A 25,163-nucleotide genomic window follows, 5' to 3' on the forward strand; every position below is an offset into this window, starting at 1 on the left:
GCGCTCCGCCGGGCCTACAGCCCCTTTTCGAACGGAAGCGGACCGATGGTCTCCGGGTCGGCCGAGATATCGAACAGCGGGGTGTAGCCGGTGGCCAGATACAACCCGCGCGCCTCCGGCTGGCGGGGCCCGGTGGTGAGGTGGATCCGGCGGTAGCCGCGCTCGGCGGCCGACCGCTCCAGCTCCGCCACCACCCGGCGGGCCAGCCCACGCCGCCGATGGCCCGAATGCGTCCAGATCCGCTTGAGCTCCGCCGTCCGCTCGTCGTACCGCCGGTACGCGCCCCCGGCGACCGGCTCACCGCCCTCCAGCAGCAGAAGCAGTTCCCCGTGCGGCGCGGCGAACTCCTCGGCCGGATAGCGGTTCAGCTCACCGTCGGCCGCCCTGCCGTAGCGGGTGGAGTACTCATGCGCCAGCTCGCGCAGCAGCGGCTCGACCCGCGGGTCGTCCACGGTCACCCGGACCACCGTCAGCTGCGGTGGGGGCGGGGACGAGGGCGGGGGCTCCGCCACGGAGGTCATCAGCGCACCGCCGCGAGGGTCTGCGGGCCCCGGGCCGCGCGCTCGGCATCCCGCTTGGCGACCTCTTCGCGGACGATCGGGATGACATGGCGGCCGAAGTCGATCGCGTCGCCCAGCAGGTCGTAGCCGCGCGCGGAGAGGATGTCCACGCCCAGGTCGTAGTAGTCCAGCAGCGCCTGGGCCACCGTCTCCGGGGTGCCCACCAGGGCGTTGGAATTGCCCGCGCCACCGGTGGCGGCGGCGGTCGGGGTCCACAGTGCCCGGTCGTAGCGCTCGCCCGCCTCGGCGATGGAGATCAGCCGCTGTGAACCGGCGTTTTGAGGAGACGCAGCTTCCGGGGTGCCCCTGCGGTGGTGGCGCACGGTCGTCGCCTCGCCCCGCTCCTTACGGACGCGGATGGCGTCCACCGTGCGGTGCGCCTTCTCCCAGGCCAGTTCCTCGGTCGGGGCGATGATCGGCCGGAACGCCACCTGGATCCTCGGCACATCGCTCCGCCCGGCCGCGGCGGCGGCCGCCTTCACCGCCGCGATCTGCTCGGCGGTCCGCTCCAGCGGCTCGCCCCACAGGCAGTAGATGTCGGCCTCGGCGCCACCAGCCGCGTACGCCGCGGGGGAGGAGCCGCCGAAGGAGACGCCGGGGCGAGGCTGCTGGACCGGGAAGACATCGCTGACGAAGTCGTGGAAGCGGTAGTGCTCGCCCTCGTGGTCGAAGGGCTCATGGGTGGTCCAGATCTTCTTGACGATCCGTATGTACTCGCGGGTGCGGGCGTAGCGCTCGTCCTTGGTGAGGGTGTCGCCCTCACGTTGCTGCTCGTGGTCGTTGCCGCCGGTGATGAAGTGCACCGTCAGCCGGCCATCGCTGATCTGGTCGAGCGTGGCGAACGTCTTCGCGGCGTACGTCGGATAGGAGACGTTGGGCCGGTGGGCCAGCAGGATCCGGAGCCGGTCCAGCCTGGCGGCGATGTACGCGGCGGCGGGCGCGGGATCGGGCGAGCCGGAGCCGTAGGCGAACAGCACCCGGTCCCAGCCGTGGTCCTCATGGGCCCGGGCGAGCCGCAGGGTGTACTCCTTGTCGAAGGCCGCGCCGGAGCGTGGCCCGGTCTCGGAGCCGTCGTTGGTGGCGGCGATGCCGAGGAACTCCACGGGCATGGGGTGACCCTTTCGGAAGGCGGAGAAGCCGAGGAAGGTGAGGAAGGTGAGAAAGGCGGGAAGCGCCACGGTCACGGGCCCGGGAAGCGCCACCCGCCACGGGCCCGGGAAGCGGCATTGGCCTACCGGGGGTGCTGTGCTGGCGCGTCAGGCGCGGGAAGCGAGGGGCGCGGGGCCCGGGATCAGAGGAGGGCGGCCGGTCGGGCGGCCCGCTGCCGGGTCAGCCGGAACAGGAGGCGGACCACACCCGACCGAAGTCGATGTGGTCGCGGGTGACCAGGGGCAGCTCAGTCCTCACTCGCATCATTCAGCACCTCGGTGGCCCGTTCCGTCAACCGCTGTCCACATGATGGCCTGTATGCGCCCTGTCACGACAAAGCCGCCCGTATCCCCCGCCGCCGCGGTGTGGACGGGCGGGGGTGGCGGGGCTTGGCGCCTGCGGCGGGCTGTTCCCCTCCCCGCCCCTTCCCTCAACTGGGGCTCCGCCCCAGACCCCGCTCCTCAATCGCCGGAGGGGCTGGACGGGGGGCTTCGCCTCGGATCGGGTTTCTCGAATGGCGGAGGGGCTGGACGGGGGGCTTCGCCTCGGACCGGGCTTCTCAATCGATGGAGGGGCTGGACGGCGGGGCTCCGCCCCGGACCCTCGGGGGTCCAGGGGCGGAGTCCTTGGTATCGGGAAGGGGCGGGGAGGGGAAAGTACCGACCTGCGGCTCCGCCGCGTGGATCGTCGGACGCCCCGTAAGCCCTCTTACTCAGCGGCCCGCCACCGGCTCCGGCGCGCCGGGCCGCTCCGAGGTGGTCGTGAGCCGGTCCGGGCGGTGGCCCGGCAGCAGTGAGGCGACCGCGAGCGCCACCAGCGCGGCGCCGCCGCCGATCGCGAACGCGGTGCGGAAGCCGCTCAGGGACGGGAGTTCGACGGGCCCGAACGCGGTGGTCATATGGGCGAGGACGACGCCGACCACGGCACTGGCGGTCGAGGTGCCGATGGACCGCATCAGGGTGTTGAGGCCATTGGCCGCGCCCGTCTCGGACACCGGCACCGCCGACATGATCAGCGCGGGCATGGCGGAGTACGCGAGGCCGATCCCGGCGCCGATCACCATCGAGATGACCACGATCTGCCACACGGCGTCCATCAGGAAGATGCCCATGCCGTAGCCGACGGCGATCACCCCGGCGCCGAGCATCAGCGACGTCTTGGGGCCCGAGGTGGCCGTGATCCGCGCGGACAGCGGGGAGATCGCCATCATCACCAGACCGGACGGGCCCAGGCACAGACCGGCGGTCATCATCGACTGGCCCAGCCCGTACCCCGTGGCCTCGGGCATCTGCAGCAGCTGCGGCAGCACCAGCGACATCCCGAACATCGCGAAGCCGATGACGATGGAGGCCAGATTGGTCAGCAGCACCTGACGGCGCACGGTGGTGCGCAGATCCACCAGCGGCCCGCTCACCCGCAGCTCCCACCGGCTCCACAGCAGCAGCACGACCACCGTGGCCGCGAACAGCCCGGTGGTGACACCGCTGGCCCAGCCCCAGTCGGCGCCCTTGGAGATGGCCAGCAGCAGACAGAGCAGCCCGGCCGACAGACCGACGGCGCCCACCAGGTCGAACCGCCCGCCGCCGCGCACCGGGGACTCCGGTACGACCAACAGCACCAGCGCGATCACCACCGCGCCCAGGCTCGCCGAGACCCAGAACAGCACGTGCCAGTCGGCGTGTTCGGCCAGCGCCGCGGCGCCGGGCAGGCCCAGGGCGCCGCCGACGCCCAGCGAGGAACTCATCAGGGCCATCGCCGAGCCGAGCCGTTCGGCGGGCAGTTCATCGCGCATGATGCTGATGCCCAGCGGGATCACGCCCGCGGAGAAGCCCTGGAGCGCACGGCCGACGATCATCGGCGCGAGGGTGTCGGAGAGTGCGCACACCACCGATCCGACCACCAGCATCGCCAGGCTGAGCAGCAGCGTCCGCCGCTTGCCGTACATGTCGCCGAGCCGGCCGAGCACCGGGGTGGCCACGGCACCGGCGAGCAGAGTGGCGGTGATCGCCCAGGAGGCGTCCGAGGCCGAGGTGTGCAACAGCTCCGGAAGGTCCGGGACCAGCGGCACCACCAGGGTCTGCATCAGGGAGACGACGATCCCGCCGAACGCCAGGACGGCGACCACCGGGCCGGAGCGCGGCGGGTGGGCGGTCATCGCCGCTTCGGGGGCATCGGGGGTCGGAGGTGAGGAAGTCACGGTGGTCCTTCGTCGGGGCATGGCCGATTCACATCAATGCCGCAGCAGTGTCGCACAATTTTGTGTAACGGGTACGTCAAATATGGGCGCCCTGGTCGCCGGGCGGCTCCTCGGCCATGTCGCGGTAGATCTCCCGCAGTTCACGCTTGAGGATCTTGCCGCTGGGATTCTTCGGCAGCGCCTCGGTGAACCGGACGAACTTGGGCACCTTGAACCCCGCCAGCCGCGCCCGGCAGTGCGTGAGGATCTCCTCCGCCGTCACCTCATGGCCCGGTTTGGCCACCACCACCGCGGTCACCGCCTCGATCCAGTACGGATGCGGCACCCCGAACACCGCGACCTCCGCGACCGCCGGATGGGCGTGGACGGCCTCCTCCACCTCGCGCCCCGAGACGTTCTCCCCACCGCTGTTGACCATGTCCTTCTTGCGATCGACGATCGTCAGAAACCCCTCCTCGTCCAGCACCCCCAGATCGCCGCTGTGGAACCAGCCGCCCCGGAACGCCTCCGCGGTGCGCTCCGGGTCCCGCCAGTAGCCGAGCATGGTGTGCGGGCCCCGGTGCGCGATCTCGCCGACCGTGCCCGGCTCCACCGGCCGGTCCTCCTCGTCCACCACCCGCGTCTCGACGTTCAGCGCGGCCCGCCCCGCCGAACCGGCCTTGCGCTCCTGATCGGCCGGGCCCAGCACGGTCGCGATCGGGGACATCTCGGTCTGGCCGTAGAAGTTGTACAGCGCGAGCCCCGGCAGCCGCCGACGCAGCTCGGCCAGCACCGCGACCGGCATCGGCGCCGCCCCGTAGTACCCCTTCCGCAGCGAGGACAGATCGCGGCTGTCGAACTCCGGATGGCGCAGCAGCGCGATCCAGACCGTGGGCGGGGCGAACAGCTTGGTCACCCGCTCCGCCTCGATCGTGGCCAGCAGCGTCGCCGGGTCCGGACCCGGCAGCACCAGACAGGTGGCGCCCAGCTGGATGTCCGGGGTGAGGAAGGCGTGCAGCTGGGCGCAGTGGTAGAGCGGCAGCGCATGGATCTCGACATCGTCGGCCGACATCCCACCGTCCACGATCGCCGTCTGATACTGCGCGATCAGATTGCGGCTCGTCATGATCGCGCCCTTGGGCCGCGACTCGGTCCCCGAGGTGTACATCAGCTGCACCGGATCGTCGTCCTCCAGGGCGGGATCGGGTACCGGATGCCCGTCCTCCGCGCCCAGCGCGGCGAACTCCTCCCACCCCTCGCGCCGGCCCCCCAGGGCCGCGCGCAGCGCCATCCGGGGCGGTGCCGCCTCGGCCAGCGCGCCCTCGGCCACATCGAGCAGATCCGCGCCCGCGACGATCCCGACCGCTCCCGAATGGTCCAGGACATATGCCACTTCGGACGTGGTGAGCATGAAGTTGACCGGCACCGACACCGCGCCCAGCCGGGCCAGCGCGAAGTACGCCACCACGAAGCCGTGGGAGTTGCGGGCGAAGAGCACCACACGATCGCCCTGGGCGATGCCCCGCGCCGCCAGGGCCCCGGCCGTCCGGCTCACCAGGGCGTCCAGCTCGGCGTAGGTCTGGCGCAGCGGTCCTTCGACGACCGCCGTCCTGGCGGGCAGCCGGGCCGCGGTGCGCGCCAGCAGATCGGCGATGCCGTGGCGGCGGGCGCGCACGATGTCCACGGGCAGGTCGGATGCGGTCATCGTCGGGTCTCCCGGGGGCTCGGACGGGCCGGACAGGGCGTCACGCTGGCACGGCGCGGGGCGGCGTTCAAGGCATCGGACGGCGACGAGGCCCAAGCCGTCGGACGGCCAGGCGGTTCATGGGGGCGAACGGCGACGAGGCCCAAGCCGTCGGACGGCGACGAGGCCCACGGCGTCGGACGGCCACGAGCGGCGCCCGAGTGACCTTGCGTAGCCTTGGAGCCTGGTACGACGGGGGCGAGCGAAAGGACACCGGATGGCCGGGACCGCGGAGGGGACCGTCCGCAGAGGACGTGGGCGCCCGCCCCGTCTGTCGCGCGAGCAGATCGTCAGCAGCGCCGCGGAGCTCGCGGTCCGCGAGCCGGAGACCGCGCTGACGGTCAAGAGGGTCGCCGAGGCGGTCGGCTCCGCCCCCATGGCGCTCTACCGCTACTTCCCCGACCGCGACGATCTCCTCCAGGCCGTTGCCGACCGCGTCCTGACCGAGGCCCAGCACAAGGACCCGCCGGGGGAGACCTGGCAGGAGCGGCTGCGCGCCTGGATGCACAACAGCCGCGACTATCTGCTGCCCTACCGCCAGCTGCTCCCCTATATGGCCGCGACCCAGCAGCCCGCCCGGATCTCCTCCCTGGTGGCCCTCACCCGGATGCTCCGCCCCCTGAAGCTGACCGAGGACGATCTCGCGCTGGCCGTGGCCCTCATCGGCTCCACCGTCATCGGCCACGCGGTCTACGAGACCCACCGCGGCCCGGTCTCCGCCCGCAAGCTGGACGCCCTGAGCGAGGCGCTGGCCCACTATCCCCAGGGCGAGCGGGAGGCGGTGGGCCCGCTGCTGGCGCGGCTGCCGCGGGCGCACAGCAGGCTGTACGACGTGGTGGTGGACCGTACGGTGGCCGCCGTCGAGGCCCTGGCGGCGGAATGACCCGCCCCGGGGACGCGCGTCCCGGAACGGGTCATCACCGATGGCCGAGCCGTGCGGCTAGCCGGTGCACTCCATGGACGCAGGGTCCGCCGCGTCGCGGATCAGCGCCTGATGGGCCTGGCGCAGCCGCTTCACATCGGGCTTGATCTCCTTGCGGTCATAGGTGAGCAGCCCGTTGAGCTCGCCCTCCACATCCGTGATCTGGGTGTAGACGGCCCCGCTGCTGCCGTTGCACGCCACCAGCCCGCGCACCTTGTCCAGCAGCTTCAGATACTCGTCGGTGTACTTGTCCTTGTCCACGCCGACATAGGTGTGCTGCACGGGCCAGGCATGCCCCGGGACGGCCAGGCCCAGACCGCCGTACTCGCCGGTGACCCCCGCCCGTGAGGCGTCCGGGCGCGGATCGCCCGGGCCGGGGTAGGCGTGGATGTCGGCGAGGTCGCCGTTGCCGGTGTCGTTCCAGCCGCTGGCGCCGTTGATGAGCCGGCTGGGGTCCCAGCCCTTCGCGAGCGTCGGCACCTTCGGGCCGCCGTACTGGCCCCAGCCCTCGTTGAAGGTCACCCAGATGACGACCGACGGACTGCTGATGTGCTGGTCGATCATCCGCTTCATCTCGTGCTCGTACTGCGCCTGCGCCTTCTCGGACGGGGCGACCGTGTTCATGGCGGGCATGTCCTGCCACACCATCAGGCCCAGCCGGTCGGCCCAGTAGTACCAGCGGTCGGGCTCGACCTTGATGTGCTTGCGCACCGAGTTGAAGCCCATGCTCTTGTGCATCTTCAGGTCGTACGCGAGGGCCTCGTCGGTCGGCGCGGTGTGCAGTCCGTCGGGCCAGAACCCCTGGTCGAGGGTGGCCATGGAGAAGGTCGGCTTTCCGTTGAGCACGGTGCGCTGCTTGCCGTCCACCTCCTTGACGGCGATGCTCCGCATGCCGAAGTAGCTCTCCACCCGGTCCGCCGAGGCGCCCCGCCCGACCGTCACCTTCAGCTGGTACAGATGCGGATCGTCGGGGGACCACAGGTGCGGGGAGGGCACGGGGACGGTCAGCGGCTTCCCGGTACGCCCGGTGGCGGTGCCGACCACGCGCCGTCCGTCGTAGGCGGTCGCGGTGACCGGGACGCCGTCCCGCACCCCGCGGACCTCGGTGGTGAGGGCCTTACCGGGGACGTCCGGGGTCAGCTTGAGGGTGTCCACGTGGTCGGTGGCGACCGGCTCCATCCAGACGGTCTGCCAGATCCCGGAGGAGGGGGTGTAGAAGATGCCGCTGGGGTCGAGGCGCTGCTTGCCCATCGGCGGGTTCTCGCCGTCGGCCGCGTCCGTCGGGTCGTAGACGCCGACGATCAGCTCCTGGGTGCGGCCCGGCCGCAGGGCGTCGGTGACATCGGCGCTGAACCGGTCGTAGCCGCCGCGGTGGTCGGCCACCCGGGTGCCGTTCACATACACCTCGGCCTGCCAGTCGACGGCGTCGAAGTTCAGCCGCAACCGCTTTCCGTCGCCGACCTTCCAGTCGGCCGGGACGGTGAAGGTCCGCCGGTACCACATGCGGTCCTCATGCCGCTCCACACCGGAGAGCTTGGACTCCACCGGGTACGGCACCAGGATCCGCTCCTTGAGCTTCTGCCCGACCGGGGGCTTCTGGCCCTCCTTCGCGGCGGCGAACTCCCAGCTGCCGTTGAGGTTGCGCCACTGGTCGCGGGTCAGCTGGGGGCGCGGGTACTCGGGGTGGGCGTTGTCCGGCCCGACGTCCTTGGCCCAGGGCGTGCTCAGCTGATACGTCGACTTGTTGCCACCGAAGGAGACGTACGGGTCGATGGCGCCGTCGGCGTCCTCGAGGCCGCCCTCGCCGTCGTAGCGCACGAAGGCCTCGCCGCCGTGGCCGACCACCGGCTCCTTCAGGGAGAGCAGCAGCCGGGACGGGTCGGCCGCGTCCAGCCGGGCGCGCCCGAGCGGCCAGGCCGCGCCGCCGATGATGGCGGACAGATGCGACGTCAGATCGGCCGGGGGAGCGGTCAGGGGCTTGGCGAAGTCCAGCAGCAGCGTCCGGCCGTCGGGCTGGACGGCGCTGGCCACCGGGCCGTCGTAGTCGAAGTCGGCGGGCAGCCGGAAGGCGGACGCGGGCACGGGCGCCTTGGCCGCGCCCGGCGGGGTCCAGGACAGGTGGAAGTTGGAGCCGCCGTAGTGCTCGAAGTACTCGACCTTGATGTCATACGCCTTGCCCGCGGTGAGCTCGACGGGCTGGGAGGTCTGCTCCTTGTCCCAGTCGTCCACCCAGTGGTCGATGACCGGTTTGCCGTCGATCCACAGCCGGAAGCCGTTGTCGGCGGTGATCGAGAAGGTGTGCGCACCGGAGCGCTCCGGTGTGATCTGGCCGGTCCAGCGGACGCTGACGTCGTCGGACCGTCCGGTGGTGGCCTGCAGCCTCGGCTCCAGATTGCCGAAGTCGAGGGCGGGGTCGAGGCTGGTGGCCTTCAGCTCGTGGAAGTCGAAGACCCCCGGGGCGGACTGGAGGTAGTAGTCGCCGCGGAGGCCGTGGACGACCGAGGGGTCGTCGGAGGGGGTGTCGGCCGCGGCCGGACCGGGAGCGGTCAGCAGACCGAGCGCGCCAAGCGCCAAGGTCACGGTCGCGACCACGGATCTGGCGAAAGATGAACGAAAACGCACATGTCCTCCTTGCTGGAGCAGCTTTTGGGCTGCTGCTGGGACAAGTGGGGCGCCGCTATTGCGCCATCTCCAACAGAACCTGTCAATAGTGAACGCAAGGCAACAGCCCGGCTGTTGGGTAGTGAGCCTTGACGGGAATGCGCTTTCTTCCTAGCGTGCTTGTTCATAGATGTGACCGATATTCAACAAGCTGCACTGAGGAGGCCCGTGATGGGGCGACGGATCGTGGTGTCGGGCGGCGGTACGGGCATAGGGCTGGCGACCGCGGAGACCTTCGCCGCCGAGGGCGACCGGGTGGTCATCCTCGGACGCCGCGCCGAGGTGCTGCGCGCCGCGGCGGACAAGCTGAACGCCACTTACGGCGCCGACCTGGTCACCTGGACCAGTGCGGACCTCAGCGACCCGGAGCAGACCCGGCGTGCCGCCGAGTTCATCACCTCGGACGGTGGGGGCGGTGATGTCGATGTCGTCGTCACCAACGCCGGCGGCAATGTCGCGCCGTCCAACGACGGCACCCTCGAGGGCATCGCCGACCAGTACCAGCGGAACTTCGACGCCAATGTGCTGACCGCCGTGCTGCTCACCGAGGCGCTGCTGCCCCACCTCACCCGGCCCGGCGGCCGGATCGTCCATCTGTCCTCGGTCGCGTCGCTGCGCGGCCCGGGATCGTACGGCGGCACCAAGGCGGCGCTGCACACCTACACCTTCGAGCTGGCCAAGCGGCTCGGCCCGGAGGGCGTCACCGCCAACGCGGTGGCCCCCGGCTATGTCGAGGACACCGAGTTCTTCGGCGAGCGCGGCACCCCCGAGTTCATCGCCCAGCAGATCGGGCAGACGCTCACCGGACAGCCCGGGACGCCCGTCGAGATCGCGGCCGCCATCCGCTATCTGGCCTCCCCGGAGGCCGCGTATGTCACCGGCCAGGTGCTGCACATCAACGGCGGGGCGCAGTACGGCCGCTGACCCGGTCCCACCCTGGACAGGGGGCGGGGAATCGTCTTCGCGCTAGGGCCGTATGGCCCTGGAGCGAGGGCCGCGCAGCCCTGCCGCCGCGTTCCGGCCATGGTCCACTCTGGTCCTCCACACAGGTGGGGGGAAGACGGACGGACGGCCGCACCGAAGGAGTCAGCTCGCTGACTCCAAACCATCTTCGGGCGCGGCCGCCCGTCCGTCCTGCGTTACCACTGCTTCATCACGCACCAACGCAAGGGGGGACTCATGTCCGCACACACCGTCCGCATCGGCGCGGCGCTCGCCGCCGGCTGCGCGATCGCCCTGCTCTACCCGGCCACACCCGCCGGTGCCGCGGGCTCCGTACACCTTTCCAAGATCTACTACGACTCGCCCGGCACGGACAACCGGAGCAACTCCAGCCTCAACGGCGAGTACGTCCAGATCAAGAACTCCACCTCGCGCGGGGTCAGCCTCAAGGGCTGGGTGCTCGTCGACGCGAGCAACCACAAGTACACCTTTCCCAGCTACACCCTCGGCGCGGGCAAGACCGTGACCGTCCGGACCGGCTCCGGCTCCGACACCTCGGCCACCAAGTACCAGAACCGCCGGGCGTACGTCTGGAACAACGACCGCGACAAGGCCACCCTCCGCAAGTCCGGCGGCTCCACGGTCGACACCTGCTCGTACAACAACAGCCGGGTCGACTACACGAACTGCTGAGGGCGCGCCGCGCGGTGGCGCGGCGCAGCCGGTGAAGTCCTCCGGCCCGGACCACAATGGGGGTGTCGAGGAGGAGAGCCGGTGAGCGGCCGTGTCGGACTGGGCGTGGGAGTACGAGGGCTACGAGCCCGGCGAGGAGCGGTTGCGCGAGTCGCTGTGCACCCTCGGCAACGGCTATGCCGCCACCCGGGGCGCGGCCCCCGAGACGGCCGCCGATGACACCCACTACCCGGGCACCTATGTGGCGGGCTGCTACAACCGGCTGACCTCGGTGGTCGGCGGACGCCAGGTCGAGAACGAGGACATGGTCAACCTGCCGAACTGGCTGCCGCTGCGCTACCGTGTCCGCGACCCGGACCGGTCCGCGGGCCCCGGCGGCTGGCTCACCCCCGACGGGGACGAGCTCACCGGCTATCACCAGACGCTCGACCTCCGGCACGGCGTCCTCGTACGGCGGCTGCGGTTCACCGACCGGCACGGCCGGGTACTCCATGTCGAGCAGCAGCGCCTCGTCCACATGGGGGATCCGCACCTCGCGGCCCTGCGCACCACCTTCCGGGCCGAGGGCTGGTCCGGCACCGTCGAACTGGAGTCGGGGCTCGACGGTGCCGTGGCCAACATCGGCGTGGCCCGCTACGACGCGCTGGCCGGCCGCCATCTCGTCGACCTCCGCACCGGCGCCGCGGGCCCGGACACCGTATGGCTGAGCTGCCGCACCACCAGCTCCGAGGTGCGGGTGGCCATGGCCGCGCGCACCCTGGCCGTGCGCGGCGGGACGCCCACCGGCACCGGGCAGCGGCTCACCCACGGCGCGGCGCTGCGCACCCTGGCCGTGCCGCTCGCGCCGGACGCCCCCGTCACCGTCGAGAAGACCGTGGCGCTCTACACCTCCAAGGACCCCGCGATCAGCGATCCGTTGCAGGCCGCCCTCGACGGGGTGGCGCGGGCGCCGGAGTTCGGGAAGCTGCTCGCCTCCCACCGCACCGCATGGGAACACCTGTGGCGCGAGGCGGCGTTGGAGGTCCCCGGCGAGCCGGGCCACATCCTGCGGCTGCACCTGTTCCACATCCTCCAGACGCTCTCGCCGCACACCGCGGAGCTGGACGTGGGCGTCCCCGCCCGGGGCCTGCACGGCGAGGCGTACCGCGGACATGTCTTCTGGGACGAGCTGTTCGTGCTGCCGTATCTGAACCTCCACTTCCCCGAGGTGTCCCGGGCCCTGCTGCACTACCGCCACCGGCGGCTGCCCCAGGCGTGCCGCGCCGCCGCGGACGCCGGGCGGGCCGGGGCGATGTACCCCTGGCAGAGCGGCAGCGACGGGCGCGAGGAGACCCAGGCCCTGCATCTGAACCCGCGCTCCGGCCGCTGGCTGCCGGACAACTCCCGGCTGCAGCACCATGTGGGCTCGGCGGTGGCGTACAACGTGTGGCAGTACTGCCAGGCCAGCGGGGACACCGAGTTCCTGCACACCAAGGGCGCGGAGATGCTGCTGCAGATCGCCCGCTTCTGGGCGGACACGGCCGTGCTCGACCCGGGGCGGGGGCGGTACCGCATCCGCGGGGTGGTCGGGCCCGATGAGTACCACGACGGCTACCCCGGCGCCGACCGCCCGGGGATCGACGACAACGCGTACACCAACGTCACCGCCGCCTGGGTGCTCGACCGGGCCCTGGAGCTCGCCCGCACCCTGCCCGAGCCGCGCCGCCGCGAGCTGTTCGAGCGGGTGGGCCTGGACCGCGCGGAGCCGGAGCGCTGGGAGGACGTCTCCCGGCGGCTGCTGGTCCCCTTCCACCAGGGCGTGATCAGCCAGTTCCACGGCTACGGGGAGCTGGCCGAGCTCGACTGGGACGGCTACCGAGCCCGCTACGACGACATCCGCCGGATGGACCGGATCCTGGAGTCCGAGGGCGACTCCGTCAACCGCTACCAGGTCTCCAAGCAGGCCGACGCGCTGATGCTCGGCTATCTCTTCGGCCCCGCCGAGCTGTCGGGCCTCTTCCGGCGGCTCGGCTACGTCCTGGACGACGACATCTGGCGGGCCACGGTGGAGTACTACCTGGCCCGGACCAGCCACGGCTCGACCCTCAGCGAGCTGGTGCACGGCTGGGTGCTGGTCCGGGCGCGCCCGGCCGAGGCGTGGCGGCACTGCCAGGAGGCGCTGCTGGGCGATGTGGCGGACGTCCAGGGCGGCACCACCGGCGAGGGCATCCACCTCGGCGCCATGGGCGGCACCCTCGATCTGGTGCAGCGCGGGCTGACCGGTCTTGAGACCCGCGAGGACGCCCTGTGGCTGGACCCGGTGCCGCTGCCCGAGCCGTCCGGGCTTTCCGAGTACCGGTTCTCGATGCGCTACCGCGGCCACTGGGGCGTCGCGCTGCGGGTGCGGACCGGGCGGCTGTGGATCAGCGTGCCGGACTCCGAGGAGCGCCCGATCGAGGTGCGGCTGGCCGACCGTTCGCTGACCGTGGCGCCGGGCGAATCCCACTGGGTTCCGCTGCCACCCGGCTGAGTCCGCGGTCTGGTCGTTCGCCCTGCCGGCTGCGTGCCGACTGCCTGCCGACTGTGTGCCGGCTGCCTGCCGACTGTGTGCCGGCTGCCTGCCGATCGCCTGCTGAGTGCCTGCTGATCGCCTGCCGATTCAGCCGAGGCCGGGGACCACCATCGCCAGCCAGACGACCGGCGGCACCGCGACCACCATGATCCCGCCGTAGACCATGAGCTGCCGGAAGAACCGGTCCCGGTCCACATCCGGCGCGTTGGCCAGCACCAGCGCCCCGTTGGTCGAGAAGGGGCTGACGTCGACGACGGTCGCCGACACCGCGAGGGCCGCGATCATCCCCACCGCGCCGATGTCGCCCTGGGCGAGGAAGGGAACGGCGAGCGGGATCAGCGCGCCCATGATGCCCACCGAGGAGGCGAAGGCGGAGACGATGGCGCCGATGTAGCAGAGCAACAGGGCGGCGAGCAGCGGAATCCCGATGTCGCTGACCGCCTTGCCCGCGTAGTCGATGGTGCCCATCTCGTCCAGCACCCCGACATAGGTGAGCACACCGCAGATCAGCAGCACGGTGGGCCAGGTGACCTCGTTCACCGCCTTCTTGCCGTGGTCCGGCCAGAAGACGCTCAGGGCCACGGCGAGGCTGATCGAGGTGAGCCCGGCGTCGAGGTCGAAGGCGAGCACCGCGACCACCAGCGCCACCAGCGCGGCCAGGGTGGCGATACGGGCCGGGGTGAGACGGCCCTCCGCGTCGGCCGGTGCCTCCTCCGCCCCGTCTTCCCGCTTCTCATCGGCGGCGACGGCGGCCCTGGGGAGCTTCAGCCCGCCGCAGACGACGAAGACGACTGCTGCGATGATCAGGTTGACCACCAGGCTCGCGAGGAACAGCGTGATCTCGTTGCCGGGGAGCTTCTCCCGGTCCACGATGCCGTTGACGATCGATCCGTAGATGCTGATGGGGGAGAAGCCGCCGCCCTGGGAGCCGTGCACCACCATGGCACCCATCAGCAGCGGGCTGATCTGGTACCGCGCGGCGAACGACAGCGCGAGCGGGGCGACGATCGCCACCGCCGCCGGGCTCACCGCCCCGATCGCGGTCAGCGCCCCGCTGACCGCGAACATCACCCACGGGATCAGCGCGACCCGCCCGCCCACCAGCCGGATCGAGGCGTGCACCAGCCAGTCCGTGGTGCCATTGGCCCGGGCGAGGGCGAACAGATATGTCACCCCCACCAGCACCACGAACAGATCGCCCGGGAACCCGGCGAAGATGTGGTCCGCGCTGAAGTCGGCGACCAGCTCGCCCACGCCGAAGGCGGCGGCGAAGGACAGGGCGCCCATGTTGATCGACCGGGTGGTGGCGATGACGAAGACCACCACCAGCACGAGTATCGAGATCAATTCGTCGGACATCGAGCGCTCCCGTCACGGGGACCCGGTCGGTGGACCGGGGACGGTCGGGCCAAGTGGCCTGCTGGCTGACTCACGTTGAGGGCCGGGCGGTTCGGCCGTCAAGACATCGGTGGCAGATTGGCTCAGCCAATTGACCAATGCTCCACCAGGCCACACAACCACCACACCGCCCCGCCACCCGGTGCTACGCTGCGAAGCGGGGCCATCACAAACCGCGATGGGGGGAGCCCGTATGACCGAGGACGCGCTGCGCCCGATGAACCGTCAGCGCCTGTACGAGCAGGTGCTGGAGAGGCTGCGCGCCTACGTCGAGGAGGGCGGCCTGAAGGCCGGCGACCGGCTGCCCACCGAACGCGAGCTGGCCCAGCGCCTCGGCATCAGCCGCGCCTCCGTCAAACAGGCCATCGTCGTCCTCGAGGTGCAGGGGCTCGTCGAGGTGCGCCAGGGCGGCGGGATGTGCCTGCTGCGCGACAGCCTCGACACCGAGCCCGTCGAGCGGCTGGTGGAGCGCCGCCGCAGGCTGCCCGATGTGCTCGACGCCCGAGAGGCGTTGGAGACCAAGCTGGCCGAACTCGCCGCCGAGCGCCGCACCGACGACGACCTCATCGCCCTCCAGCAGGCCCTGCACTGGATGGAGGACGAGATCGAGTCCGACCGTCACGGCGTCGAGGGCGACCGCCGCTTCCACGTCGCCGTCACCGCGGCCGCGCACAGCCCGCTGCTCGCCGAGTTCATGCGCTCGATCGCCGACCAGATCGCCGAGAGCCGCGAGGAGTCGCTGCGCCAGCCCGGCCGCCCCCGGCGCTCGCTCGCCCAGCACCAGCGCATCCTGGACGCCATCGCCGAGCGCCGCCCCAAGGCCGCCGCCGCGGCCATGCGCCGCCATGTCCGTACCGTCGCCCAGGTGCGCCTGCTCAACTGGAATCCTGACGAAACCCCTTGAGTCCGCGGCCGCGTCCTGCCCGACCGTGACCGATCACGGCTTTGGTCTGGACTTTCCCCGGTGGCTCGCTAGGCTCTGCGCGATCGACACGTGAAAGCGCTCTCACCTGCTGAGCAGAAGGGGAACTTCCATGAGACGGAAGCCCGTTGTCCGTGCCGGACTGTCCGCACTCCTCGTCCTCGGCGCCCTCTCGGGCGCCGGCGGGGCCTTCTCGACCGCCGCCGCGGCATCCGGCGCCGACGCCCCCGCGGCGAAGCCCGCCGCCGCGTCGGCGCCGTCCGCCACCCTCGTCCGCGCGCTCGGCCGGGACCTCGGCCTGACCGCGGACCAGGCGCGGCTGCGGCTGGGCCAGGAGGCCGCCGCCATGAAGCTGGAGCCCAAGGCCAAGCGGGCCGCGGGTGCCTCATACGGCGGTTCGTGGTTCGACACGGACAGCGGAAAGCTGGTCGTCGGCGTCACCAGCGCCGGGCGGGCCGCGTCGGTACGGGCCACGGGCGCCACCACCCGGATCGTCCAGCACAGCGCCGACGCGCTCGACGCGGCCAAGGCGCGCCTCGATGAGAAGGCCAAAAAGCAGGCCGCCCCGGCCGGGGTGAGCAGTTGGAGCACCGACCCCCGCGCGGGCGCCGTCGTGGTCCGGGTCCGGCAGGGGAGCGAGGGCGACGCCGCCGTCCGCGCGTTCCTCCGCGAGGCGAAGCGCTCGGCCTCCGTCCCGGTCACCGTCGAGAAGGCGCCCGCCCAGGCGCCGACGACCTTCGCCGCCGGCACGGTCGGCGGTGACCCGTACTACACCGGCAACGTCCGCTGCTCCATAGGCTTCTCGGTCCAGGGCGGCTTCGTCACGGCCGGGCACTGCGGCCAGGCGGGGGGCTCCGTCAGCGGCTGGGACGGCTCGTACATCGGCAACTTCCAGGGCTCCTCCTTCCCCGGCAACGACTACGCGTACGTCAGCGTCGGCAGCGGCTGGTGGACCGTTCCGGTGGTGCTCGGCTGGGGCACCGTCCCCGACCAGCTGGTCCGCGGCTCCGCCGAGGCCCCGATCGGCGCCTCCATCTGCCGCTCCGGCTCCACCACCCACTGGCACTGCGGCACGGTCCTGGCCAAGAACGAGACCGTGAACTACAGCCAGGGCGCCGTGTACCAGATGACCAAGACCAGCGTGTGCGCCGAGGGCGGCGACTCCGGTGGCTCGTTCATCAGCGGCGACCAGGCCCAGGGCGTGACCTCGGGCGGCTGGGGCAACTGCTCCAGCGGCGGCGAGACCTGGTACCAGCCGGTCAACGAGATCCTTTCGGTGTACGGCCTGCGGCTGCACACCGCCTGACGGGCGATACGGCGACGGGGCGGGCCCGGCGGCCCGCCCCGTCGTGTCGCTCCGGCGGCTACCCCGGGTGGTGTGTGGACATCCGGTGCTCGTCGTAGCCGGGGATGGTGCCATCGGCCTTGGCGACCAGGAACAGCCCGGCCATGCCCATGTCGGAGTGGCTCTGGACATGGCAGTGGTACATCCAGGCGCCCGCGCCGACGTTCTCCCCGGCGATCACCTGGAAGCCGAAGGAGTCGGCGGGCCCGGTGATCTTGTTGTCGATGACCCGGCTCACATCGTCCGGGCCCGCCAGCAGCCCGGTGCGGTTGTCCGCCCACCGGTGCCCGTGCATATGGAAGGTGTGGTAGTACTCACCGTGGGTGATCATGATGATCTCGACGCGGTCGCCCACCGTGGCCCGGAACTCGGGGGCGTCATGCCCCGCCTTGTTGTTGATCGTCATGTCGTTGAAGACGATCGTGAACTGCTTGTCCGGCAGGATGTCGCCCGCCCGCCGCACCACCACCGGGCCGTACAGCCCCTTCCGGAGGCCACCGGTGCCGTGCGGGGTGCCCACCGCGTGGTCGTGGTAGTGCCAGTAGCCCGCGCTGCCCGGCCGCCAGGTGCCGTCGGCGCGCTTGCCCGGGGCGTGGGTGCGCCAGGTGTAGGTGCGGGTGCCGCCCGGTTCCACGGCGCTGCGGTTGAGCTGGGTGCCGTCGCTTGCGACGTCGTAGTCCAGGCCGTGCACATGGAGGCTGGCGGTGACGTCCATGGTGTTCTCGAACTCGATGTGCAGGGTGTCGCCCTCGGTCAGCTCGATCAGCGGACCGGGGACGCTGGCCTTGCCCTTCTCGAGCCCGTACCCCATCTGACCGTCGGGCAGCTTCTCCGCGTAGAGCTTGAGATGGCGGACCGTGCCGCCGGCCGTCGCCGTTTTGACCCCGCCGGACGGGGCCTTCGGCGCCTTCGCGGCCGCGGAAGTGGTGAGGGCCAGCGGTCCGACGGCCGCGGCGGCCGCGCCGCCGGTGAAAAGCCGTCTGCTGAGACCGCGTCTGGAGGTGATGCCGGGTGCGTCGCTCATCGTTCTCCCAAATCGCTGTGGATCCTCTGCCGTTGACGATGCGCAGATGCCCCGGGGTGCTTTCACGGTAGCCGGGAGAGCTCCGTTCATCCACACTCAGGACAAAGTTCGTTGAGTTGCGGTCATAGCTATTGGCGACTTGCGAAAAGCCGTCTAGCTTCCTTCAGCGGTGTTATAGGTACGTGAGAGGGATGGGTGACCAATGCGGGACATACCGTACCAAATGCCCTCAAAGAGGAGAGGACTGACAGTCGGTCGGCTGCGAAGAAGACGCGCGGGGGTGGCGGCACTGCTCTTCGGCGCCCTCACCGCGTCCCTGCTCGGCGGGACCCCCGCCAGCGCCCGGCCCGAGGATCGTGCGCCACTCACGCTGCCGTCGCCGCCCGGCGGTGACAACGTCCGGGTCCTGGTGTTCCACGGCTCGGCCGGGGACGAGCCGGCCACGGTGAACGCGGGCATCGAGGCCATCGAGCGGATCGGCAACCAGGGTCCCGCGGCGACCCGGTTCACCGTCGACGCCACCGCCGACGCCTCGGTCTTCACCAAGCCGCGGCTCGGCAAGTACAACGCCGTGGTCTTCCTGACCGGCGCCGGCGATGTGCTCGACCCCGAGCAGGAGGCGGGGCTCGAGGCGTACATGGAGGCGGGCGGCGGCTTCCTCGGCATCCATGACGCGGCCCGTAACGAGCCGTACTCCGACTGGTACAGCGGGCTGATCGGCGCCCGCCCGGCGGCCACCAGCCCGGCCACCGCCCAGCGGGCCGTGGTGGAGGTCGGCGACCGCGTCCACCCGGCCACCAAGGAGCTGCCGCTGGAGTGGAAGCGCACCGACACCTGGACCAACTGGAAGACCAACCCCTCCGGCACGGTGCACACCGTGGCCCGGGTCCGCGAGTCCAGCTACCAGCCGGGCGCGGGCGCCAACGGCGCGGACCACCCGATCTCCTGGTGCCGTGACTACGACGGCGGCCGCTCCTTCTACACCGGCATGGGCGGCACGGTGTCCACCTTCCAGGAGACCGACTTCCGCGCCCATCTGCGCGGCGCGCTGCTGTGGACCACCCGGCTCTCCCGCGCCGACTGCAAGGCCACCATCAACGCGAACTACAAGGCCGAGCGCGTCACCAAGCCCAATCAGCCGGGCCAGTCCGACCAGATCGGCGAGCCGCACGGCCTCGTCGTCGCCAAGGACGGCCGGGTGCTCTACATCGGCCGGGGCGGCGGCGACAACAGCGCACCCGTGGTCACCGACTGGAACGACCCGGACATCGGCAAGGGCCAGGGCCAGATCCATGTCTACGACCCGGACACCGGCAAGGTGACGCTCGCGGGCGCCCTGACCGTCTTCGGCAACAAGGGCGGCGGCGATGAGCTGATCAAGGTCGAGGAGGGGCTGCTCGGCATCGAGCTGGACCCGGACTTCCTCACCAACGGCTGGGTGTATCTGCACTACACCCCGCACTCCCGGATCAACCGGGACACCCAGATGGCCGAGCGCCGGGTCTCCCGGTTCACCCTGGACCTGAAGACCAACAAGCTGGACCTGGGCTCGGAGAAGGTCCTGCTCTCCTGGCCGGTCCAGATCCACAGCTGCTGCCACGCGGGCGGCGGGATGAGCTGGGACTCCAAGGGCAATCTCTACATCGCCACCGGGGACAACAACTCCTCCCAGTTCAGCGACGGCTACTCCGGCAACAACCCGCAGCCGAACTACAAGGGCGTCTCCTTCGCCGACGCCCGCCGCACCGCGGGCAACACCCACAACCTCAACGGCAAGATCCTGCGGATCCACCCGGAGGACGACGGCACCTACACCCTCCCCGAGGGCAATCTCTTCACCGGCAAGGAGCCCGACGAGGGCGGGGCCAAGACCCGTGGCGAGATCTATGTGATGGGGGTGCGCAACCCGGCCCGGATCTTCGTGGACCAGAAGACCGACATCCTCTACGCGGGCTGGGTCGGCCCGGACGCGGGCGAGCCCAGCACCACCTGGGGCCCGGCCAAGTACGACACCTTCGCCGCCATCACCAAGGCGGGCAACCACGGATGGCCGTTCTGCATGGGCAACAAGCAGCCCTACCGGGACCGCAATCTGCCCGACCCCAGCAAGCCGCTGGGCTGGTACGACTGCGACCACCCCAAGAACGAGTCCCCCAACAACGACGGTCTGGTGAACCTGCCGCCCATCACCGCGAACACCATCTGGTACTCGCCGCAGGGCGGCGCCCCCGACTATCCGCGGGACGCGAACGGCATCCCCAGCTACAAGACGTCGGAGGCCAAGTACCTGCTGCCGTGGCTCAAGGGCGGCGGCCAGGCCACCATGAACGGCCCGGTCTACCGGTACGACGCCACCAGTGACAGCACCACCAAATGGCCCCAGTACTGGGACGGCAAGTGGTTCGTCGGCGACTTCTACGACGCCGACCAGCCGCGCCACGCGGTGCTGACCGACCCGAAGACCGTCGGCAAGGGCGGGCTGCCGGTGAGCGCCGATTCCCTCAAGAAGATCATCCCGGTGGGCGCAGACGGCATCCGCAACCTCATGGACTGGAAGTTCGCCCCGGACGGCTCGCTCTACGTCCTCGACTACGGGCGCGGCTTCTTCACCTCCGACTCCAAGTCGGCGCTGTGGCACATCACGTACACCGGCGGCGAGCCCACTCCGCTCGCCCAGGATCTGGCCAGGAAGGCGGAGTGACCGTGAAACGAAGGCGCCCCAAACCCATCAGACCCTGGCTGCCACTGCTCGCCGCGCTGCTCATGGTCCTCGGCCTGAGTTCGGCGACGGCGACGGTGGCCTACGGGCAGGACGACACCCGGCAGGCCGTTCAGCAGACCCTCACCTGGACCGCGGGTGACGACATCACCAAGTACGCCTCGGCGCCCACCACCGCGGTCGCCGGGAAGACCACCATCGTCTTCGAGAACAGCACGGCCACCGGCAACACCATGGGGATGCCGCACACCCTGACGTTCGATGTCTCCGACCCGGAGTACAACAACGACGTCCCGCTGAACATCCTCGCCAACCCCTCGGACGACAGCGGCGGCAAGCACACCGTCGAGGTCACCCTCAGCCCCGGCCGCTACCGCTACCACTGCACCATCCCCGGCCACGGCCAGATGCAGGGCATCCTGGTGGTCACCGACGGCGCCGGGGGCGAGGACACCACCGCGCCCGAGACCTCGGCGAAGGTCGAGGGCGAGAAGAACGCGGACGGCGCGTACATCGGGATGGCCACCGTCAGCGTGTCCGCCACCGACGAGGGCTCCGGTGTGGACCGGATCGAGTTCGCCGAGGGCGACGGGGCGTTCCAGCCGTACACCGCCCCGGTGATGGTCCACCAGGTCGGGCAGCACACCATCCGCTACCGGGCGGTGGACAAGGCGGGGAACGTGTCGGAGGTGAAGTCGGTGGACTTCACCGTGGTGGCACCGCCGACGGACGACACCACACCGCCGGAGACCTCCGCCACCGTCTCCGGTGAGAAGGACCCGTCCGGTGCGTACATCGGCATGGCCACCGTGACCGTCACCGCCTCCGACACCGGCTCCGGGGTCAACCGGATCGACTTCGCCCTGGGCCAGGGGGAGTTCCAGCCCTACACCGGTCCGGTGATGGTCCATGACGCGGGCGCGCACACGGTGCGCTTCCGGGCGGTGGACAAGGCGGGCAATGTGTCGGCGGTGAAGTCGGTGGACTTCACGGTGGTGGCACCGCCGGCCGAGGACACCCTGCCCCCGGTGGTCTCCGCGCAGGTGGACGGCGTGAAGAACTCCGACGGTGCCTACGTGGGCAGCGCCAAGGTCGCGCTCACCGCCGCGGACGACGACTCCGGGGTGGAGAAGGTCGAGTACTCCCTGGACAGCGGCCCGTACCTCGCCTACACCAGCCCCGTGGTGGTGGACCGGGTGGGCCGTCACACCGTGGCGTACCGCGCCACCGACAAGGCGGGCAACACCTCCGAGGCCCGGCAGATCGCCTTCACCGTGGCCGAGGGCGGCGGGGTGCCCGCACCCGCGTGTCCGGAGTGGGACGAGCGCCTCACGGTGATCGTCGGCACGGTGGACACCGGCGTCCCCAACCGCATCACCCGCAGCCGCTGCACCATCAATGAGCTGATCGAGGACGAGAAGGACTGGTCCTCCAACGCCCTCTTCCTCAAGCACGTCACCGCCGTCACCGACAAGCTGCTCTCCGACGGCGTCATCGACCAGCGCGAGTACCGGGCGATCAACAAGGCGGCCAGGCAGTCCGGGATCGGCAAGCCCGGTCAGGGCGAGGGCTACCGCCCGCTGTTCGACGGCACCAAGAAGTCCTTCGACAAGTGGCAGCACGTGGGTGGCGGGGCCTTCGGCCTCAATGGCGACGGCAGCATGACCAGCGACACCTCCGTCGCGGGCATGGGCATGCTGTGGTTCCCGCAGCGGACGTACGACGACTTCTCGCTGAAGCTCCAGTTCCGGGATGACGCACCCGGGACGGGCAATGCCAATGGAGGCGTCTTCGTGCGCTTCCCGTACGTCCATGACCACCCCGAGGAGTCCCGCCCGGAGTGGGTCGCCATCAAGTACGGGCACGAGGTGCAGATCCTCGACCGCCCGGACGGCGATATGTACAAGACCGGATCGATCTACGGTTTCGACCGGGTCGGACTGGCCGGGGCGGGGGTCACCCCCAAGGGCAGCTGGAACGACTACGAGATCCGGGTGGTGGGTCAGCACTTCTCGATCTACCGCAACGGTGTGCTGCTCAATGAGTTCGACAACACCGGCGGCCAGGAGTTCACCCCGCCGCGCTCGGACGACCCCGGCACGGACGGCCGTCGGTACTCCTCGGGGTACATCGGTCTCCAGGTCCACAGCACCGACGATGTGATCTCGTACCGCGACATCCGCATCAAGGAGCTGTAGGGACCGCCTCGTACGGCATGAGGAACAGCGCGAGGGTAAGTGGCCGCCGGAGCACCCCAGTCCCCGGCGGCCACGGACCATGGGCCACGGGACCCGACGTTACCCCAGGTAACACTCATCGGTAACCCTTGTGCTCCAGACCTGCCAAACCCCCGCTCCCGGCTTGCGGAAGCGGGGGTTTGACGTAACGTCAGGAGGCTGGGGGGACGGTCAGGCCGCCAGCGTGTCCAGAAGCCCCTGCCCGTACTTCACCAGCTTGTTCTCGCCGACCCCGCTCACCGTGCCGAGCTCCTCGAGCGTGGCCGGGGCACGGGTCGCGATCTCGCGCAGGGTGGCATCGTGGAAGACCACATACGCGGGGACGCCCTGCTCCTTCGCGGTCGCCGCACGCCAGGCGCGCAGCCGCTCGAAGACCGGCACGGCCTCCTCCGGCAGATCCACCGGGGCCTTCTTGGCCTTCCCCGAGGAACCCGTCTTCCCCTTCGCGGTGCGCGGCGCCTTCTCCGGCTCGCGCCGCAGCCTGACCTCGCGCTGCCGGTTCAGCACCTCCGCGCTCCCGTCGGTGAGCACCAGCGTGCCGTAGTCCCCCTCGACGCCGAGCACCCCCTGGGCCAGCAACTGCCGTACCACACCGCGCCATTCGGCCTCGCGCAGCTCGGTGCCGATGCCGAACACCGACAGCGTGTCATGGTCGAACTGGATGACCTTGGCCGTCTTCTTGCCGAGCAGGATGTCGATGATCTGCCCCGCGCCGAACTTCTGGTTGCGCTCCCGCTTGAGCCGCACCACCGTGGACAGCAGCTTCTGCGCGGGGATGGTGCCGTCCCAGGACTCCGGGGGCGTGAGGCAGGTGTCGCAGTTGCCGCAGGGGGTGGACTCCTGGCCGAAGTACGCCAGCAGCCCCACCCGGCGGCACTCCACCGTCTCGCACAGCGCCAGCATCGCGTCGAGGTGGGCGCCGAGGCGGCGCCGATGGGTGTCGTCGCCCTCGGAGGTGTCGATCATCTTCCGCTGCTGGACCACGTCCTGGAGGCCGTACGCCAGCCAGGCGGTGGAGGGCTGTCCATCACGCCCGGCCCGGCCGGTCTCCTGGTAGTAGCCCTCCACGGACTTGGGCAGGTCGAGATGGGCCACGAACCGCACATCGGGCTTGTCGATCCCCATGCCGAACGCGATCGTGGCCACCACGACCAGACCGTCCTCGCGCAGGAAGCGCGCCTGGTGCTCGGCGCGGACCCGCGCGTCCAGCCCCGCGTGGTACGGCACCGCGTCGATGCCCTGGGCCACCAGGAACTCGGCCGTCTTCTCCACCGAGGACCGGGACAGGCAGTACACGATCCCCGCCTCGCCCGGGTGCTCGGTGCGCAACAGCTCGAGCAGCTGCTTCTTCGGCTCGTTCTTGGGGGCGATCCGGTACTGGATGTTCGGGCGGTCGAAGCTGGCCACGAAGTGCAGCGCGTCCTGGAGCTTCAGCCGGGACGCGATCTCGCCGTGGGTGGCCTCGGTGGCGGTCGCGGTCAGCGCGATCCGGGGCACGGTGGGCCAGCGTTCGTGCAGCTCGGACAGGGCCAGATAGTCGGGCCTGAAGTCGTGCCCCCACTGGGCCACACAGTGCGCCTCGTCGATGGCGAACAGCGAGATCTGGCCCCGGTCCAGCAGCCGCAGCGTGGACTCGACCCGCAGCCGCTCCGGGGCGAGATAGAGCAGATCCAGCTCGCCCGCGAGGAACTCGGCCTCGACCATCCGCCGCTCGTCCAGGTCCTGGGTGGAGTTGAGGAACCCGGCCCGCACCCCGAGGTTCCGCAGCGCGTCGACCTGGTCCTGCATCAGCGCGATCAGGGGGGAGACGACGACGCCGACGCCCTTCCGCACCAGCGCCGGGATCTGGTAGCACAGCGATTTGCCGCCGCCGGTCGGCATGAGGACGAGCGCGTCACCACCGGCCACCACATGGTCGATGATCTCCTGCTGCCCTCCCCGGAACGAGTCGTAACCGAAGACGCGGTGCAGAACGCCGAGCGCCTCGCTCGTCTCGGGGTCGGGCGCGTCGCTCATGTCGGGGCCGGTGTCGGGGAGAGCCATCCGGCGATTCTAGGGGGCCGGGAGGTGCTTGCGGTGACCGCCTGTGGACAACCGGCCGGATGGGAGAAGGTGGGTGG

At 70.7% G+C, this 25,163-nt stretch carries 16 protein-coding genes; 8 read left to right on the forward strand and 8 right to left on the reverse strand.

What is annotated here, in order from left to right; genetic code table 11:
* Window positions 1–14: 14 nt before the first annotated feature.
* From NP777_RS09175 to NP777_RS09190, 4 genes are all read right to left on the reverse strand, one after another.
* Window positions 15–521 (reverse strand): GNAT family N-acetyltransferase, encoded by a 507-nt coding sequence (locus NP777_RS09175; RefSeq protein WP_256649593.1) that lies wholly within the window; start codon window positions 519–521, stop codon window positions 15–17.
* A complete protein-coding gene (locus NP777_RS09180) occupies window positions 521–1,669 on the reverse strand; it encodes an LLM class flavin-dependent oxidoreductase (protein ID WP_256649849.1) in 1,149 nt (382 codons plus the stop codon). Before NP777_RS09180 ends, NP777_RS09175 begins: the two co-directional genes overlap by 1 nt.
* Window positions 1,670–2,421: 752 nt before the next feature.
* Entirely contained in the window at window positions 2,422–3,906 is a 1,485-nt protein-coding gene (locus NP777_RS09185) for an MFS transporter (RefSeq protein ID WP_391858473.1), read from the reverse strand.
* Window positions 3,907–3,982: 76 nt separating this feature from the next.
* On the reverse strand, window positions 3,983–5,590 hold the full coding sequence (locus tag NP777_RS09190; protein WP_256649594.1) for an acyl-CoA synthetase: 1,608 nt from the start codon (window positions 5,588–5,590) through the stop codon (window positions 3,983–3,985).
* Window positions 5,591–5,846: 256 nt separating this feature from the next.
* Here NP777_RS09190 and NP777_RS09195 point away from each other — a divergent pair, with 256 nt between their 5' ends.
* Window positions 5,847–6,512 (forward strand): TetR/AcrR family transcriptional regulator, encoded by a 666-nt coding sequence (locus tag NP777_RS09195; protein WP_256649595.1) that lies wholly within the window; start codon window positions 5,847–5,849, stop codon window positions 6,510–6,512.
* 57 nt (window positions 6,513–6,569) lie between these two features.
* Here the strand turns inward: NP777_RS09195 and NP777_RS09200 are convergent, their stop codons facing one another.
* Window positions 6,570–9,131 (reverse strand): PA14 domain-containing protein, encoded by a 2,562-nt coding sequence (locus tag NP777_RS09200; protein ID WP_391858474.1) that lies wholly within the window; start codon window positions 9,129–9,131, stop codon window positions 6,570–6,572.
* A 252-nt stretch (window positions 9,132–9,383) separates the two neighbouring features.
* On the opposite strand from NP777_RS09200, the gene NP777_RS09205 reads away from it, so the two are divergent.
* From NP777_RS09205 to NP777_RS09215, 3 genes are all read left to right on the forward strand, one after another.
* Window positions 9,384–10,136 (forward strand): SDR family NAD(P)-dependent oxidoreductase, encoded by a 753-nt coding sequence (locus NP777_RS09205; RefSeq protein WP_256649596.1) that lies wholly within the window; start codon window positions 9,384–9,386, stop codon window positions 10,134–10,136.
* A gap of 255 nt (window positions 10,137–10,391) precedes the next feature.
* A complete protein-coding gene (locus NP777_RS09210; protein ID WP_256649597.1) occupies window positions 10,392–10,847 on the forward strand; it encodes a lamin tail domain-containing protein in 456 nt (151 codons plus the stop codon).
* Between the two features lie 91 nt (window positions 10,848–10,938).
* Window positions 10,939–13,356 (forward strand): glycoside hydrolase family 65 protein, encoded by a 2,418-nt coding sequence (locus tag NP777_RS09215; RefSeq protein ID WP_256649598.1) that lies wholly within the window; start codon window positions 10,939–10,941, stop codon window positions 13,354–13,356.
* A 129-nt stretch (window positions 13,357–13,485) separates the two neighbouring features.
* Here the strand turns inward: NP777_RS09215 and NP777_RS09220 are convergent, their stop codons facing one another.
* Entirely contained in the window at window positions 13,486–14,757 is a 1,272-nt protein-coding gene (locus tag NP777_RS09220; protein WP_256649599.1) for an SLC13 family permease, read from the reverse strand.
* Between the two features lie 232 nt (window positions 14,758–14,989).
* On the opposite strand from NP777_RS09220, the gene NP777_RS09225 reads away from it, so the two are divergent.
* Window positions 14,990–15,700, forward strand: a complete 711-nt coding sequence (locus NP777_RS09225) for a FadR/GntR family transcriptional regulator (RefSeq protein WP_256649600.1) — start codon at window positions 14,990–14,992, stop codon at window positions 15,698–15,700.
* A 130-nt stretch (window positions 15,701–15,830) separates the two neighbouring features.
* On the forward strand, window positions 15,831–17,024 hold the full coding sequence (locus NP777_RS09230; protein ID WP_256649601.1) for a S1 family peptidase: 1,194 nt from the start codon (window positions 15,831–15,833) through the stop codon (window positions 17,022–17,024).
* Window positions 17,025–17,082: 58 nt separating this feature from the next.
* On the opposite strand, the gene NP777_RS09235 is transcribed toward NP777_RS09230, so the two are convergent.
* Window positions 17,083–18,087, reverse strand: a complete 1,005-nt coding sequence (locus NP777_RS09235; protein ID WP_256649602.1) for a multicopper oxidase domain-containing protein — start codon at window positions 18,085–18,087, stop codon at window positions 17,083–17,085.
* 223 nt (window positions 18,088–18,310) lie between these two features.
* Between NP777_RS09235 and NP777_RS09240 the strand changes: the two genes are divergently transcribed.
* Together NP777_RS09240 and NP777_RS09245 are read left to right on the forward strand one after the other, a co-directional pair.
* Entirely contained in the window at window positions 18,311–20,788 is a 2,478-nt protein-coding gene (locus NP777_RS09240) for a ThuA domain-containing protein (protein WP_256649603.1), read from the forward strand.
* 62 nt (window positions 20,789–20,850) lie between these two features.
* Window positions 20,851–23,004 (forward strand): OmpL47-type beta-barrel domain-containing protein, encoded by a 2,154-nt coding sequence (locus NP777_RS09245; RefSeq protein ID WP_256649852.1) that lies wholly within the window; start codon window positions 20,851–20,853, stop codon window positions 23,002–23,004.
* Between the two features lie 210 nt (window positions 23,005–23,214).
* Here NP777_RS09245 and recQ read toward each other — a convergent pair whose 3' ends face one another.
* Window positions 23,215–25,086 (reverse strand): DNA helicase RecQ, encoded by a 1,872-nt coding sequence (gene recQ, locus NP777_RS09250; protein WP_256649604.1) that lies wholly within the window; start codon window positions 25,084–25,086, stop codon window positions 23,215–23,217.
* Window positions 25,087–25,163: the final 77 nt, after the last annotated feature.

The organism is Streptomyces rugosispiralis, assembly GCF_024505145.1.
GTDB classification, from domain to species: Bacteria; Actinomycetota; Actinomycetes; order Streptomycetales; family Streptomycetaceae; genus Streptomyces; species Streptomyces rugosispiralis.